The sequence below is a fragment of the Sphingobium sp. genome (assembly GCF_035511395.1).
GTDB lineage: Bacteria > Pseudomonadota > Alphaproteobacteria > Sphingomonadales > Sphingomonadaceae > Sphingobium.
Genome location: NZ_DATKFP010000235.1, coordinates 44,561 through 58,432 on the forward strand (window position 1 = coordinate 44,561; position 13,872 = coordinate 58,432).

Sequence of the window (13,872 nt, forward strand, 5' to 3'; positions counted from 1 at the left end):
ATCCTCGCCTGTAAGGGGAGAGGTGGCAGGGCGTATCCCTGACGGAGGGGTGTCGCCCTATCGAGAGGAAGCACCCCTCCACCACTTCGTGGTCCCCCTCCCCTTGCAGGAAAGGATTTCAGGCAGATTATTCCGGCTTCTTTGCCACGCTCACCATGGCGGGGCGCAGCAGGCGGTCCTTGATCATGTAGCCGGCCTGCATCTCTACAAGAATGGTGCCCGGCTCGGCGTCGGCCGAGGGGACTTCCATCATCGCCTGATGCTTGTTGGGGTCGAGCGGCTGACCGACCGACTCCAGTTTGGCTATGCCGTTGCGGCCGAACACGCTTTCCAGCTCACGGCCGGTGGCTTCGAGGCCGACGACCAGGCTCTTGAATTTCTCATCCTCGCGCAGGTCGGCGGGAATCGAGGCGAGAGCGCGGCTCAGATTGTCGGCGACCGACAATATGTCGCGGGCGAAAGCGGTCGCGGCATAGGCGCGCGCGTCGGCCAGTTCCTTTTCCAGCCGGCGACGCACATTCTGCGTATCGGCATGGGCGTAGAGAATGTCCTGCTTCGCGGTGGCGAGTTCCCCCTCCAGCGCAGCGATCTTCTCTGCCGTGGCGTCTCCCGCAGGCGCAGCATCCTCGGGCAGCGCGTCCACGACTTCGGTATTTTCCAGATTCTGTTTGTCTTCGCTCATCTCATCAATCTCGACAGCGTCTGTGCAGTGAAGTCCACCATGGGGATCACCCGCGCATAGTTCAAGCGCGTCGGGCCGATCACGCCGACAACGCCGACGACCCGACCGTCCGCGCCACGGTAGGGGGCGGCTATGACCGAAGAACCCGACAGGGAAAAGAGCTTGTTTTCCGAGCCGATGAAGATTTTGGTCGCGCTGCCCGCCAAAGCGCCGCGCAACAGGTCCAATATTTCCTGCTTGCCTTCCAGCTGCTCCAGCAATTGCCGCGCCCGTTCCAGGTCGGCGGCGGCCCCGTCATCCAGCAGATGCGACTGCCCGCGCACGATCAGCACCGGCCGGTCGTCGGCGTCATGCGACCAGATCGCCAGGCCCCGCGCCACCAGATCGCGCGCGCTCTGGTCGAGCGCGCTGCGTTCCGCCTCCATCTCGCGTGCCAGCGCCTCACCTGCCTCGCGCAGGGTCAGGCCGCCGAAACGCGCCGACATGAAATTGGCGGCCTCGTTCAACATGACCGGGCTGACACCGTCGGGCAGGTCGAGTACGCGATTCTCGACCGATCCGTCCTGCCCGACCAGCACCGCCAGCGCCTGCCGTGCATTGAGCGGCACGAAACCGAACTGGCGCAGGACCGGCTCGCGCTTGGGCACCATGACGATGCCGGCGCAGGCCGAAAGCCCGGACAGCGTCGCGGTCGCGGCGGACAGCGCCTCCTCGATTGGGCCACTTTCGGAAATACCCGCCTCGATCGCACGGCGTTCCTCGGGCGAAGGCTCCGCCGCCTGCATCATGCCGTCGACGAACAGCCGCAATCCCGTTTCGGTCGGCATCCGCCCAGCCGAAGTATGGGGCGCGGCGAGCAGGCCCACCTCCTCCAGATCCTGCATGACGTTGCGGATCGAGGCGGGCGAGAGGCTCAGCGATGCCATCTTGCTGATGGTGCGCGATCCCACGGGCAGACCCGTCCCCAGATAGCTTTCCACCACCAGGCGAAACACGTCGCGCGCGCGATCGTTGAGTTCGGAGATCGGAGTGACCGACATGCGCCTTATCTAAGCGAGAGGACGAGGGTGCTCAAGGCGCGACCGCCTTGGGATTGAGCATATGTTGCATGTCCAATATCTTGGGTACGGACGATATGGCGACGCGCAGCTTGCCATATTGCGGGTCCATGCAGCCGGACTGATAGTCCAGCCGCGTCGGCGCCTGCCCCGGCCTGCTCCATTCGATCGTGTAGCTCGGCATGTCGGTAGCGAAACGCTGGCAGCTCTTCTGATCGATCTTCTGCGTGGTGCCCGCCGCCGGACGGTGCGGGGCCAGGGTTGCCAGCAATTTGCGATATTGCGCGCGCGTGACGGTGAAGCGCGTCGCCCCCGGCACCGAGGTGAAGCGCTCCGGCGTCAGCAGGCCTGCCCCATCGGGCGACACCTGAACCGTATAGGTCGGACAGGCGCCGAAACAGCGTCCGGCGGTGAAGCGGATCACGTCACCCGGCGCCTTGGGCGGCTCCAGCCCTTCCTGCTCAGCCATACACCCCGCCAGCGCCAACAGCCCGGCCAGACCCAAGATTTTTATCTTCATAACCCCTCATATCGTCCAATTCGCGCTCTGGACACTGGCAAGTCGTGCCTGCCGACGCTAAGCGGCGTCTTAAGTGCGCTTCTCGGCGCATCGGCGGCTTGTGCTGCCTTTCGAACGCTTCGGAGAAGTATATTATGCGTCCTTCCGGCCGCGCGCCCGACCAGATGCGCGACATCACCATGGAACCCGGCTTCACCATCCATGCCGAAGGCAGCTGCCTCGTCAGCTTCGGCGATACGCGCGTGCTCTGCACCGCCTCGGTCGAAGAGAAGGTGCCGCCCTTCCTGCGCGGCAAGGGGGCGGGCTGGGTCACGGCCGAATATGGCATGCTGCCCCGCGCCACCCACACCCGCGGCAGCCGTGAGGCAGCCAAGGGCAAGCAGTCGGGCCGCACCCAGGAAATCCAGCGCCTGATCGGACGTTCGCTGCGCACGGTCGTAGACCTCAAGAAGCTGGGCGAGCGCCAGATCGTGATCGACTGCGACGTGATCCAGGCCGATGGCGGCACCCGCACCGCCGCCATTTCGGGCAGCTGGGTCGCCCTGCGCATCGCCGTCGACAAGCTGCTGGCGTCCGGCGCCCTTGCCGACGACCCGATCATCCAGAAGGTCGCGGCGATCAGCTGCGGCATCTATGAAGGCACGCCGGTACTCGACCTCGACTATGCCGAGGACAGCAACGCCGAGACCGACGCCAACCTGATCCTGACCGGTGACGGCAAGTTCGCCGAAGTTCAGGCCACGGCGGAAGGCGCTGCCTATGACGAGGAGGAGCTGCTCCGCCTGCTCCGCCTCGCCCGCATCGGCTGCGCGAAGATCTTCGCCGCGCAGGATGTGGCGACGGGGCGGTAATCCGCTCGAACCATTGCAACCCCGCCGTGCTCCTGCGAAAGCAGGAGCCTAGGGTTTCGGGCGCTGCGCATGGTGCCCTGGGTTCCTGCTTTCGCAGGAACACGAATTTATGCAGGGTAGAATGACATGAGCGACGAATTCGGACAGGAACAGGCGATCCGCAAGCTGACGCCGGGCAAGCTGGTGATTGCCAGCCACAACCCTGGCAAGGTGCGGGAAATCGCCGCTTTGCTTGGCCCCTATGGAATCGAGCCAATTTCCGCCGCGTCGCTCGACCTGCCTGAGCCGGAGGAAACCGGCACGACCTTCATCGCCAATGCGGAACTGAAGGCGATGCAGGCAGCCGACCTTTCCGGCCTGCCCGCGCTGGCCGACGACAGCGGCCTGTGCGTCGATGCGCTGGGCGGCGACCCGGGCCTGTTTTCCGCACGCTGGGCGGGGCCAGACAAGGATTTCGACTTCGCCATGCGGACGGTATGGGAAGGTGTCGAGGCGAAAGGGCCGGACGCCGGCCATGACGCCCATTTCATCTGCGCCCTCGCCCTCGCCTGGCCCGACGGTCATGTAGAGGCGTTCGAAGGCCGCGTCGACGGCACGCTGGTCTGGCCGCCGCGTGGACCGCACGGTTTCGGCTACGACCCGATGTTCCAGCCGATCGGCTACGACATCAGCTTCGGCGAGATGGACCCGGACAAGAAACACGCCATGAGCCACCGTGCCGATGCCTTCGCACAATTGGTGAAGGCGGTTTTCTGAGGGCTGCTACGGCGGCCTGAGATGGCCAGGAACAGGCATTCTTCCGACGTCATCCCGGCCTATTCCGCCGGCACCGCCTTCAGCTTCGCCGCGCCGATGTGCCAGCGCAGTTGCGACGACGACGCGCCGTCCACGCCATTCACCCGGCGCACCACATAGTCGCCGATGAAGCGCTGGCGCTTGCCGTCCCGTAATTGCGAATCCACCGTCACCGGCACCGTTTGGTAGATTGACCCTGCCCCGGCATCGCCTGGCTCCAGCTTGCCGATCGTCACACGCGTCGATCGGGTGCTGGCGAAGCCGGCTTGAAAACCATCCATCGTCTGGTCCGGCGGCCCATTCTCGCCCCATTGCGACCAGGCGGTGCCAAAGTCGCGCGCGTCGATCGCGGCATAATAGAGCTTCACGACATTGGCCGCCGCCGCCATGCTTCCGGGCGAGGGGCTGCATCCGGGCGTCGGTTTCCCCTCTTCGCCAAAGCCGTCGATCAGGGCGCAACTGCGTGCAATCTCATCCTCGATCATCGCGCAACTGTTCGCGGCATTGCAGGGCGGACGGGTTGCGGGCGAAACCTGCCGACACAGCCTGACCCGCTTTTCCGCCGCGGCGGCGCCGATCTCCGCCGCGCAGGAGAGCGGTCCCGTTTCCGCCGTCTCGGCAAGCGGGGACGCAGCCGGCGCTTCCCCTGTCCCATTCAATGCCGCGTTCAATGTCTCTGTTGGACTGGATGCGGCGGCATTGGCCGCATTGGCGGCAGGCTCGCCTTGCCGGTCAGGCGGGGAGCCACAGGCCGCCAGCGCCAGAAGCGAACAGGCCATGAGGATGGATGACAGCTTTGGGCGGCGCATGATCTTCTCTCCCGGTCGGCGCGACATGGCTATCCAATGTTCGCGCCTCCGGAAATATCCGCGCGACGCTATTTCGTGCCGTGCGCCATCACGCCAGCGCCGCTCGCCAGCACGCTCGGCTCGGCATCCAGCGGACCCTGCCCGAAGACATTGCCGGCGGGATAATAGCGGCAGACCAGATAGTCATATTGCGCGCTTTCGCCCAATGCACAGCCGACCTTGCGCGTGCTGCGCCAGATGATCTGGCTGTAGTGGCCGACATCCTGCCAGCGGCCCGTCATGCTGAGGTCTGGCATCCGCCCACCGCGCCGCATCATCCGCTTTTCATCGAGGAAGCTGGCGATCATCGCTTCATAGTCGAAGGCGCCATGCGTCCCCATCCACAGATTCTCGCCGCTCGGCACCGAGCGGCTGGCGCGATTTGAATGGGCGAAGACGCCTGTCCGCGCCATCGACCGCGCATAGCTGCGCGCATCCGCCGCGAGCGCCGCGTCCCACTCCAGCGGCGCAAGGCCGAGCGATTCGCGCTCCTCATTCTGCATGCCCATAATAACGTCCTGCATCAGGTGGTCGCCGCGCTCGACCTCGGTCGTCTCTTCATAATAATATTGCTGCGCCTCACCGGCGCTCGCCGCCATCATCAGCACCGCCGCGCCTGCCCGTAGCAGCGCGCGGCAAATCGGTCTAAAGCCCGCCCTATCCATGTCGATCAACCAGTCCAGCAACCCGTCGGCTCCTGCCGCTCCCTTAGCCTTATATGTGCATTGGCCCTTTTGCGTCTCCAAATGTCCTTACTGCGATTTTAACAGCCATGTGCGTGACCGGATCGACACAGAGGCATGGCGCACGGCCCTGCTCGCCGACATGGCGCATGAAGCGGCGCTGACCGGCGGAAGGCCGCTTTCGTCGATCTTCTTCGGGGGCGGCACGCCCTCGCTGATGCCGCCTGCGCTGGTCGCGGAGCTGATCGCGGCGGCCGATCGCCATTGGGGGCTGGCAGATGACGTGGAGATCACGCTGGAGGCCAATCCGAATTCGGTCGAGGCGGCGCGCTTCGCCGATCTCGCCGCGGCCGGGGTCAACCGCGTGTCGCTCGGCCTTCAGGCGCTGGACAATGAGGCGCTGCATTTCCTTGGCCGCGCGCATGATGTGGACGAAGGGCTGGCGGCGCTCGATACCGCACAACGCGTGTTCAACCGGGTGAGCTTCGACCTCATCTACGCCCGGCCGGACCAGAGCGAGGCCGACTGGCAGGCGGAACTGGAGCGCGCCCTCGGTTTTGGCACCGGGCATCTCTCGCTCTACCAGCTGACGATCGAACCGGGCACGCGCTTCGCGACGCTGGTGGCGCAAGGCAAGCTGACGCCCGCCGATCCCGATCAGGGCGCGACGCTCTATGAACTGACGCAGGCGATGACCGGTGCGGCGGGCATCCCCGCCTATGAGATCAGCAACCATGCCCGCGCGGGCCAGGAAAGCCGGCATAACCTTACCTATTGGCGCTATGGCGACTATATCGGCATCGGTCCCGGCGCGCATGGCCGCCGCACCGGCGCGGCAACGCTGCGCCACAAGAAGCCGGAAAACTGGATGGGCGCGGTGGAGCGCAACGGCCATGGCACGCAGAGCGAGGAGCCGCTCGCCGGCGAGGATCGCGCGCGCGAGGCGCTGCTGATGGGATTGCGTCTGGCCGAAGGCGTTGATCTCGACCGGATCGCCGCCCTGTCCGGCATCGGAATCGCCCAACTGGTGGACGAGCGCACCATCGATCAGCTGATCGACATCGGCCTGCTGCATCGCAAGGGCGCGAAACTCCAGGTCGCGGCAGCGGGAATGCTGCTGCTCGACGCGATCCTGCCGGAAATCGTGAGGGTTTAGTTGAAAGCCCGGATCAAGGCTGCTCGGTCGTCTTGCCCTGAGTGCCCTGCGGCGAAGGCACGGCGTCCTTGCTGGTCATGGCGACGGCCGGCGGCCCCTTCTGGATCGCGGCGGTCAGCTTGCCGACTGGCGCGCAATCGCCCTTGCACAGCTTCTGCGCCTCGGCGAGCACTTCCTTGGCGCGCGCGACAGCGCCTTTCTCCACCATTGCCTCGCCCTGCCCGGCCAGCGCCGCGACATCAGTCGGGTCGAGCAGCAGCGCTTCCTTATAGAGGCGAATCGCCTTGCCTTGCAGGCCCTGCGCACGGGCGACCTCGGCCAGTTCGATGAAGGCGGCGCGGTTGCGCGGGTCGACCGCCAGAGCGCTTTCCAGCGCGTCATTGGCGCTTTGCAAATTGCCGGCCTTGCGCGCTTCCTCGCCGGCCTTTTGCCATTCGATCGACCTGGGGCTGATCTGGTTGTCCGGCTTCTGGCTCAACCCCATGCTGGAAACGGTGGTCAGAACGGCAGCAAGGGCAATCGAGGCAGGGGTGAAACGCATTATAGTCTCCAGCCATGTTTCAGGCGCTGATTCATGCCAAGTGTCGCGATTTTGCGCGGCCTTGTCCATGCTCTGTTTCAAGCCCCCCGCTTGAGCCGCGCGAAATAGAAGCCGTCGCTGCCGTCATGTCCGGGCGTCAGCAGCAGCCCCGCGCCATGGCGCCGGCCCACCGGAAGGTCGATCGACTCCGCCGTCCAGCCGGCATGGCGGCTGAGGAAGGCATCGACCTGATCGCGCCCTTCCCGGTCGGTCAGTGCACAGGTTGCATAGACTAGCACGCCATCCGGCGCGAGCAAGGGCGCCGCAAAATCGAGGATTCGGGCCTGTTCCGCGGCGAGCCGGTCCAGCCGCGCCTGTGTCAGCCGCCAGCGCGCCTCGGGATTGCGCCGCCAGGTGCCGGTGCCCGAACAGGGCGCATCGACCAGCACGACGTCCGCCTGCCCCTGCAAGGGCTCCAGCCCGCGCGCTTCATGGGCCTGATCCAGCAACAAGGTTTCGATGAAGGTTGCCCCGGCGCGCCCGGCGCGCGGCTCCAGCCGGGCGAGGCGCGATCGGATGGTATCGGCGGCCAGCAACCGCCCCTGCCCCGCCATGGCAGCGGCAAGCGCCAGCGTCTTGCCGCCCGCACCGGCGCACAGGTCGACCACGGTCATGCCAGGCTGCGCGCCGCAGGCGACGGCGATCCACTGGCTGCCGGCATCCTGCACCTCGACCAGCCCGGCCTTCCAGGCCTCATTCTGCTCGACCGGCGATCCTTCGGGCAGGCGCAGCGCATCGGGCAGGCCCGCGATCGGCGCCGCATCGGGCAACAGCGGCGCGACATCGGCCGGCACCGCCTTCAGCCGGTTGATGCGGAGGTCCACAGGCGCGCGGCCCAGCAGTGCATCCTGCTCGACCGGCGCGGCGAACAACGGTTGCAGCCAGCCAGGCACCGCGCCCGCCAGCGCCCCGACCTCGCCCGGCTCGATCGGCAGAGGCGCATGGGGGGAACCGTCGAACAGGGTAGCGATCTCGGGCCGTTCCTGCACCAGTCCGATCATCGCGGCACGGCCCGTCTCCGGGCGCTCGGCAACGCGGCGAATCGCATCATAGACATGGTCGCGCACCGCCCGCCGATCGCGCGACCCGGCATAGCGCCGCTCCTTGAAATAGCGGGCAATCAGCGTATCAGCCGCCGGCCCGCCATCGCGCGCCGATGCGATGATGGCGTCGAGAAGGTCGATCGCGGCCTGGATGCGGGCGGATGGGGTCATGCGTTACTCCACCCTGCCCGCCTGCGAGAGGGGTCGGAGATGCTCGCTACGCTCGCGACCCACCCCTAACCCCTCCCTTGGAAGGGAGGGGAATGGAAAAAAGATCAGCGCGTCGGATAGTTCGGCGCTTCGCGGGTAATGGTGACGTCATGCACATGGCTTTCCGAAAGGCCGGCATTGGTGATCTGGACGAAGCGCGCGCGCTCCTGAAGATCCTTGATCGTGCGGCTGCCGGTATAGCCCATCGCCGCCTTCACACCGCCGACCAGCTGGTGGATGACATCCTTGGCCGGCCCCTTGAACGGCACCTGACCCTCGATGCCTTCAGGCACCAGCTTCATCTGGTCCTTGATGTCCGCCTGGAAATAGCGGTCGGCCGAGCCGCGCGCCATGGCGCCGACGCTGCCCATGCCGCGATAGCTCTTATAGGCGCGCCCCTGATAGAGGAAGGTTTCGCCCGGCGCTTCGGCCGTACCCGCCAGCAGCGACCCGACCATGACGCAGCCCGCGCCCGCCGCCAATGCCTTGGCAACGTCGCCCGACGTGCGCAGGCCGCCATCGGCGATCACCGGCACGCCATGCCTGGCGGCTTCATTGGCCGAATCCATGACGGCGGTCAGCTGCGGCACGCCAACGCCGGCGACGACGCGGGTGGTGCAGATGGAACCGGGACCGATGCCGACCTTCACGCAGTCAGCGCCCGCGTCGATCAGCGCCTTGGTCGCTTCGGCGGTGGCGACGTTGCCGGCGACGACCTGGACATGGTTGGACAGCTTCTTCACCGCCTCGACCGCGACCGCGACCTGCTTGCTGTGGCCATGAGCGGTGTCGATGACGATCAGGTCGCATTCCGCATCGATCAGCGCCTTGCTGCGCTCCAGCCCCTTGTCGCCTACGGTGGAGGCGGCGGCAACGCGCAGGCGGCCCGATGCATCCTTGGTCGCCTGCGGATAGGTGACGGCCTTCTCGATATCCTTGACGGTGATGAGGCCCACGCAATGATAGCTGTCATCGACCACCAGCAGCTTCTCGATCCGGCGCTGGTGCAGCAGCCGCTGCGCCTCATCCTGACTGACGCCGGTCTTGACCGTGGCGAGATTATCCCTGGTCATCAACTCGCTGACCGGCTGGTTCGGGTTTTCGGCAAAGCGGGTGTCGCGGTGGGTCAGGATGCCGACCAGCTTGCCGCTGGCCTCGACAACCGGAATGCCGCTGATCTTGTGGCGCTGCATCAGCATCTGCGCGTCGGCCAGCGTGGCGGTCGGCAGGATAGTGATCGGATTAACGACCATGCCGCTTTCGAACCGCTTGACCGCGCGCACCGCATCGGCCTGTTCCTCGACGGTCAGGTTGCGGTGCAGCACGCCGATGCCGCCAAGCTGCGCCATGACGATCGCCATGTCGGCTTCCGTTACGGTATCCATGGCGGACGACAGGATCGGGATGTTGAGCTTGATCGCCTTCGTCACATGGGTGGATGTGTCTGCCTGACTGGGCAGCACATCGGATTCGGCGGGCTGCAACAGCACGTCGTCAAAGGTGAGGCCGAGGCGGATATCCATGTGAAAGCCACTTTCTGCTGCGGGACGGAGGGGCGCGTCCCATGGGGATTCGTGGCGGCCCATGTAACCACTTCACCCCGAAACGGCCAGACCCTTCGCATCATTTTGTTGCGTGGCGAAAACCGGCGGTGACGCTCATGCCGCGCGGCCATCAGCAAGGTGCCGCCGGCATCTACAAAAAGGCGCAAGCCATAAGGTTATCATCCAAAAGCGCGCTCTGCGCAGGTCCGGCCGGCCGCCTATCATCGTCCGATGGAAACGAACCCGATACGATTGGCCATGAAAAGCCCCGCCCTGCTCGCCCGCCGGATGTCTGCCGCGCGAAGCTTGCGGCTGGCGTCATGCGCCGCCAGCGCGCTGCTTGCTTCCTATCCCAAATCCGGCAGGACATGGCTCCGCTTCATCCTGGCGCAATATTTCCTGGCGTCCCGCGAGGTGTCGCCGATCACCACGCGCACCATGTTCGATTTCGCGCCCAATTTCGATCTCGACCCAGTGCGGGGCATTCCGGCCTTCATCCGCCGGTCAGAGGAAGCGGCCCTGCCGCTCGTGCCGTCCACGCACCTGCGCTACAGTCCGATGCTGCCCAGCCACCTGCCAGTCATCTTCCTGATCCGTGATCCGCGTGGCGCGCTCAATTCCCACTATCACCATGTCACCCGGCACAAGAAATCCTTCACCGGCGGGATGGACGATTTCCTGACCGATGCGCACGTTGGCATCCCGCATTATGCCAGATATATGAACAGCTGGGGCTGGGGCCTGTCCCGCCACCGGCACCATATCCTTTTCTACGAGGATTTGATCGCCGATACCGCAGCGGAGATGCGCAAGCTGCTCCATTTCCTCGGCGAGCAGGTCGATGAGCAGGCATTGGCGATCGCAGTCGAACGCTCCTCCTTCGACCGGATGCGCGCGCTCGAAATCGCGGAAGGGATTCCGGGACACAGCTATGACCGGTCGGATGCCGACGCGCTGCGAATGCGGAAGGGGCAGGCGGACAGTTTCCGGAAGGAAATGACCCGCGCGCAGCAGATATGCGTGGAAGAAGGCTGCCGCACGGCGCTGAACCGGCGCATCCTGCCGAAAATGGCGCACTATGATTTCGCAAGGCCGCATCGGGCACCTACGATAGGGGCAGATGGCCGATCCACTTCGCCAGCCCGGCGCAGCATGGGCAATGGCCATGCCAATCTCGCGATTCAGCTGCTCGCAGAGGCGCTGGTCGTCTTCGGGCTTGCCGCGATGCTGATCGCACCGCCGATCCTGGCGATCGAGGTCGGCGAATGGCTGTTCCAGCGCGAATGGGAATGGGGTGGCCGATCAGTCGAGGACGGGCTGGCGCTGTTCGGCATCGACCGGCCCGGCACCATCGAAACGCCGACCGATCGGATCGTCGACGTGTTGCTCGCGCTGCCACTTACCATGACGCTGTTCATGACCGGGCTGATGATCCTGCTGGTCGGGGTGCATATGGGCGATTGGGGTGTGCAGGGCGTCCGGCTGAAGAACAGCCTGGCCATCCGTCGTCGCAAATCGCGCCATCGCAGATCAGTATAAAGCGCAGGATTGTCCTAACCCAGCGCGCAGGCGCGATTCCGCCATCCCATGGGACATGAAAAAAGGGGGCGCGACCGTTGCGGTCACGCCCCCTTTTTTCAATCACCGTCGATTCGTTCAGACGCCCGCGGGCGTAGGGTCGCCGAAAGGCCCCTTGCGCTTGCGCGTGCGGGGGATGGATGATCCCGCCGCGGGGATCACCGAAGGCTTGATCGTCGTGCCGTCGTCGCGGGTGATCTCGCCCTTGTCGAGCAGCGTCTTGATCTCCTCGCCGGACAGCGTCTCATATTCGAGCATTGCGTTGGCGAGCAGGTGCAGCTGGTCCTCATGACCCTTCAGCACTTCCTGCGCGCGGGTGTAGCCCTGCTCCACCAGTCCGCGAATCTCCTTGTCGATCAGCTTCGCCGTCTCGTCCGACATATGGACGCGCTGGCTCTGCGAATAACCAAGGAAGGTTTCGCCCTGCTGCTCCTCATATTGCAGCGGCCCCAGCTTGTCGGACATGCCCCATTGCGTGACCATGTCGCGCGCCAGCTTGGTGGCGTACTGGATGTCGCCCGACGCGCCGCTCGACACCTTGTCATAGCCGAAGATGATCTCTTCGGCGACGCGGCCGCCCATGGCGACGGCCATGTTCGCGTGCATCTTGTCGCGGTGATAGCTGTAGCTGTCACGCTCCGGCAGGCGCATCACCATGCCCAGCGCGCGGCCGCGCGGGATGATCGTCGCCTTGTGGATCGGGTCGGACGCCGGTTCATGGACCGCGACGATGGCATGGCCCGCCTCATGATAGGCGGTCATCTTCTTCTCGTCATCGGTCATGACCATGGAGCGGCGCTCGCTGCCCATCATGACCTTGTCCTTGGCCGCCTCGAACTCGTCCATGGCCACCAAACGCTTGCCGCGACGGGCCGCCATCAGCGCGGCTTCGTTGACGAGGTTGGCAAGGTCAGCGCCGGAAAAGCCCGGCGTGCCGCGCGCGATGGTGCGCGGATTGACGTCGGGGGCCAGCGGCACCTTCTTCATGTGGACGGCCAGGATCTTCTCGCGGCCATCGATATCGGGGCGCGGAACTACGACCTGACGGTCGAAGCGACCAGGACGAAGCAGCGCAGGGTCCAGCACGTCGGGGCGGTTGGTCGCCGCGACGATGATGATGCCTTCATTCGCCTCGAAACCGTCCATCTCGACGAGAAGCTGGTTCAGCGTCTGCTCGCGCTCGTCATTGCCATTGCCCAGGCCCGCGCCGCGATGACGGCCGACCGCATCGATTTCGTCGATGAAAACGATGCAGGGCGCGTTCTTCTTGGCCTGTTCGAACATGTCGCGGACGCGGCTTGCGCCGACGCCGACGAACATCTCGACAAAATCCGAACCCGAAATGGTGAAGAAGGGCACGCCCGCCTCACCCGCGATCGCACGGGCGAGCAGCGTCTTGCCTGTACCTGGCGAACCAACAAGCAGCGCGCCCTTGGGGATTTTGCCGCCCAGACGCGCAAACTTGGTGGGATCTTTCAGAAACTCGACGATTTCCTGCAATTCCTCACGCGCTTCGTCGATGCCGGCAACGTCGTCGAACGTCACCTTGCCATGCTTTTCGGTCAGCAGCTTGGCCTTGGACTTGCCGAAGCCCATGGCACCGCCCGCTCCGCCGCCCTTTTGCATCTGGCGCAGCACGAAGAAGGCAATGCCCAGGATCAGCAGGAACGGCAGCGACTGGTAGATCAGGATCATCCAGAAGCTCGGCTGTGCTTCAGCCTGGCCCGAATATTTGACGTTATAATCGTCCAGCAGGCCGGTCAGACCCGGATCGGCGACAGGCAGGGTCGAGAATTTCTGGCCGCTCGACAGCGTGCCGGAAATCTTGTCCGGTGCGATGGCGACGTCCTTCACCTGCCCTTCCTGCACCTTGGCGCGGAATTCGGAATAGGCGATCTCGCTGCCCGTCGCGCCCACCGGGCGGTCGAACATGGATACGAACAGCAACAAGGCGACGATGACGCCGGCCCAGATCATCGCGCTCTTTATCCAGGGATTGCCCTGCGGCTCTTTCTCGTCGTTCATCATCACTCTCTTTCACCCGCCAAGATAGGGAACGCCCATGAAATCGCAAGCGGATGCGCGCAGCTGTCAGCTGCCAAAAATCGTCCTGATCGCCAAATAGCCGAGCGCGATCGCCGCACCGCCCGACAGGCCGCACAAAAGATAGCCCATATACAGCAGCAGCGGCGGATGCGGCTGCATCAACCGATGGTTCCGTTTGGCTGCCGAAAGGATCACACTTGCCAGCAGGCCGTAGGTCAAAGCCGCAAATTCCACCATATTCGTCACTATCCCCGCAAAAATCGCGAGCGATTAACCAT

14 protein-coding genes are annotated in these 13,872 nt (G+C 65.0%); 4 read left to right on the forward strand and 10 right to left on the reverse strand.

Going from position 1 to position 13,872, the window contains the following annotated elements:
- Positions 1-127: 127 nt before the first annotated feature.
- Genes grpE through VMR39_RS16225 form a run of 3 tightly spaced genes read right to left on the reverse strand, consistent with a single transcriptional unit; the run spans position 128 to position 2,260 of the window.
- Positions 128-682 (reverse strand): nucleotide exchange factor GrpE, encoded by a 555-nt coding sequence (grpE, locus tag VMR39_RS16215; RefSeq protein WP_325416972.1) that lies wholly within the window; start codon positions 680-682, stop codon positions 128-130.
- Positions 679-1,722: a heat-inducible transcriptional repressor HrcA gene (hrcA, locus tag VMR39_RS16220; RefSeq protein WP_325416973.1), complete on the reverse strand. Its 1,044-nt coding sequence runs from the start codon at positions 1,720-1,722 to the stop codon at positions 679-681. The genes grpE and hrcA overlap by 4 nt, the downstream gene beginning before the upstream one ends.
- A gap of 31 nt (positions 1,723-1,753) precedes the next feature.
- Positions 1,754-2,260 (reverse strand): DUF6438 domain-containing protein, encoded by a 507-nt coding sequence (locus tag VMR39_RS16225; RefSeq protein ID WP_325416974.1) that lies wholly within the window; start codon positions 2,258-2,260, stop codon positions 1,754-1,756.
- Between the two features lie 134 nt (positions 2,261-2,394).
- Here VMR39_RS16225 and rph point away from each other — a divergent pair, with 134 nt between their 5' ends.
- Together rph and rdgB are read left to right on the forward strand one after the other, a co-directional pair.
- The gene (rph, locus tag VMR39_RS16230) at positions 2,395-3,111 is read left to right on the forward strand and encodes a ribonuclease PH (RefSeq protein ID WP_325416975.1); all 717 of its coding nucleotides are present in this window, start codon (positions 2,395-2,397) and stop codon (positions 3,109-3,111) included.
- A gap of 126 nt (positions 3,112-3,237) precedes the next feature.
- On the forward strand, positions 3,238-3,867 hold the full coding sequence (gene rdgB / locus VMR39_RS16235; RefSeq protein WP_325416976.1) for an RdgB/HAM1 family non-canonical purine NTP pyrophosphatase: 630 nt from the start codon (positions 3,238-3,240) through the stop codon (positions 3,865-3,867).
- A 59-nt stretch (positions 3,868-3,926) separates the two neighbouring features.
- Here the strand turns inward: rdgB and VMR39_RS16240 are convergent, their stop codons facing one another.
- A complete protein-coding gene (locus VMR39_RS16240; protein ID WP_325416977.1) occupies positions 3,927-4,715 on the reverse strand; it encodes a hypothetical protein in 789 nt (262 codons plus the stop codon).
- A gap of 68 nt (positions 4,716-4,783) precedes the next feature.
- On the reverse strand, positions 4,784-5,278 hold the full coding sequence (locus VMR39_RS16245) for a CAP domain-containing protein (RefSeq protein WP_414712537.1): 495 nt from the start codon (positions 5,276-5,278) through the stop codon (positions 4,784-4,786).
- Positions 5,279-5,417: 139 nt separating this feature from the next.
- Here VMR39_RS16245 and hemW point away from each other — a divergent pair, with 139 nt between their 5' ends.
- Positions 5,418-6,593 carry a radical SAM family heme chaperone HemW gene (gene hemW, locus VMR39_RS16250; RefSeq protein WP_325416979.1) on the forward strand — a complete coding sequence of 392 codons (1,176 nt, stop codon included), beginning with the start codon at positions 5,418-5,420 and terminating at the stop codon, positions 6,591-6,593.
- 13 nt (positions 6,594-6,606) lie between these two features.
- Here the strand turns inward: hemW and VMR39_RS16255 are convergent, their stop codons facing one another.
- From VMR39_RS16255 to guaB, 3 genes are all read right to left on the reverse strand, one after another.
- Complete coding sequence (locus VMR39_RS16255; protein WP_325416980.1) at positions 6,607-7,134, reverse strand: tetratricopeptide repeat protein; 528 nt, start codon at positions 7,132-7,134, stop codon at positions 6,607-6,609.
- 77 nt (positions 7,135-7,211) lie between these two features.
- Positions 7,212-8,387, reverse strand: a complete 1,176-nt coding sequence (locus VMR39_RS16260; RefSeq protein ID WP_325416981.1) for an RsmB/NOP family class I SAM-dependent RNA methyltransferase — start codon at positions 8,385-8,387, stop codon at positions 7,212-7,214.
- A gap of 104 nt (positions 8,388-8,491) precedes the next feature.
- Complete coding sequence (gene guaB / locus VMR39_RS16265) at positions 8,492-9,949, reverse strand: IMP dehydrogenase (RefSeq protein WP_325416982.1); 1,458 nt, start codon at positions 9,947-9,949, stop codon at positions 8,492-8,494.
- Positions 9,950-10,228: 279 nt separating this feature from the next.
- Here guaB and VMR39_RS16270 point away from each other — a divergent pair, with 279 nt between their 5' ends.
- Positions 10,229-11,509: a sulfotransferase domain-containing protein gene (locus VMR39_RS16270; RefSeq protein ID WP_325416983.1), complete on the forward strand. Its 1,281-nt coding sequence runs from the start codon at positions 10,229-10,231 to the stop codon at positions 11,507-11,509.
- 117 nt (positions 11,510-11,626) lie between these two features.
- Here VMR39_RS16270 and ftsH read toward each other — a convergent pair whose 3' ends face one another.
- Positions 11,627-13,573, reverse strand: coding sequence for an ATP-dependent zinc metalloprotease FtsH (gene ftsH / locus VMR39_RS16275; protein WP_325416984.1), 1,947 nt, complete (start codon positions 13,571-13,573; stop codon positions 11,627-11,629).
- Positions 13,574-13,639: 66 nt separating this feature from the next.
- Positions 13,640-13,831: a hypothetical protein gene (locus VMR39_RS16280; RefSeq protein WP_325416985.1), complete on the reverse strand. Its 192-nt coding sequence runs from the start codon at positions 13,829-13,831 to the stop codon at positions 13,640-13,642.
- Positions 13,832-13,872: the final 41 nt, after the last annotated feature.

What these genes read in the sequence shown, in the direction of transcription:
- grpE (WP_325416972.1), bottom strand. Translation starts at nt 682, where the DNA reads ATGAGCGAAGACAAACAGAATCTGGAAAATACCGAAGTCGTGGACGCG.
- VMR39_RS16245 (WP_414712537.1), bottom strand. Translation starts at nt 5,278, where the DNA reads ATGCAGGACGTTATTATGGGCATGCAGAATGAGGAGCGCGAATCGCTC.
- VMR39_RS16240 (WP_325416977.1), bottom strand. Translation starts at nt 4,715, where the DNA reads ATGCGCCGCCCAAAGCTGTCATCCATCCTCATGGCCTGTTCGCTTCTG.
- VMR39_RS16280 (WP_325416985.1), bottom strand. Translation starts at nt 13,831, where the DNA reads ATGGTGGAATTTGCGGCTTTGACCTACGGCCTGCTGGCAAGTGTGATC.
- ftsH (WP_325416984.1), bottom strand. Translation starts at nt 13,573, where the DNA reads ATGAACGACGAGAAAGAGCCGCAGGGCAATCCCTGGATAAAGAGCGCG.
- hrcA (WP_325416973.1), bottom strand. Translation starts at nt 1,722, where the DNA reads ATGTCGGTCACTCCGATCTCCGAACTCAACGATCGCGCGCGCGACGTG.
- VMR39_RS16255 (WP_325416980.1), bottom strand. Translation starts at nt 7,134, where the DNA reads ATGCGTTTCACCCCTGCCTCGATTGCCCTTGCTGCCGTTCTGACCACC.
- hemW (WP_325416979.1), top strand. Translation starts at nt 5,418, where the DNA reads ATGTCGATCAACCAGTCCAGCAACCCGTCGGCTCCTGCCGCTCCCTTA.
- guaB (WP_325416982.1), bottom strand. Translation starts at nt 9,949, where the DNA reads ATGGATATCCGCCTCGGCCTCACCTTTGACGACGTGCTGTTGCAGCCC.
- VMR39_RS16270 (WP_325416983.1), top strand. Translation starts at nt 10,229, where the DNA reads ATGAAAAGCCCCGCCCTGCTCGCCCGCCGGATGTCTGCCGCGCGAAGC.
- VMR39_RS16260 (WP_325416981.1), bottom strand. Translation starts at nt 8,387, where the DNA reads ATGACCCCATCCGCCCGCATCCAGGCCGCGATCGACCTTCTCGACGCC.
- VMR39_RS16225 (WP_325416974.1), bottom strand. Translation starts at nt 2,260, where the DNA reads ATGAAGATAAAAATCTTGGGTCTGGCCGGGCTGTTGGCGCTGGCGGGG.
- rdgB (WP_325416976.1), top strand. Translation starts at nt 3,238, where the DNA reads ATGAGCGACGAATTCGGACAGGAACAGGCGATCCGCAAGCTGACGCCG.
- rph (WP_325416975.1), top strand. Translation starts at nt 2,395, where the DNA reads ATGCGTCCTTCCGGCCGCGCGCCCGACCAGATGCGCGACATCACCATG.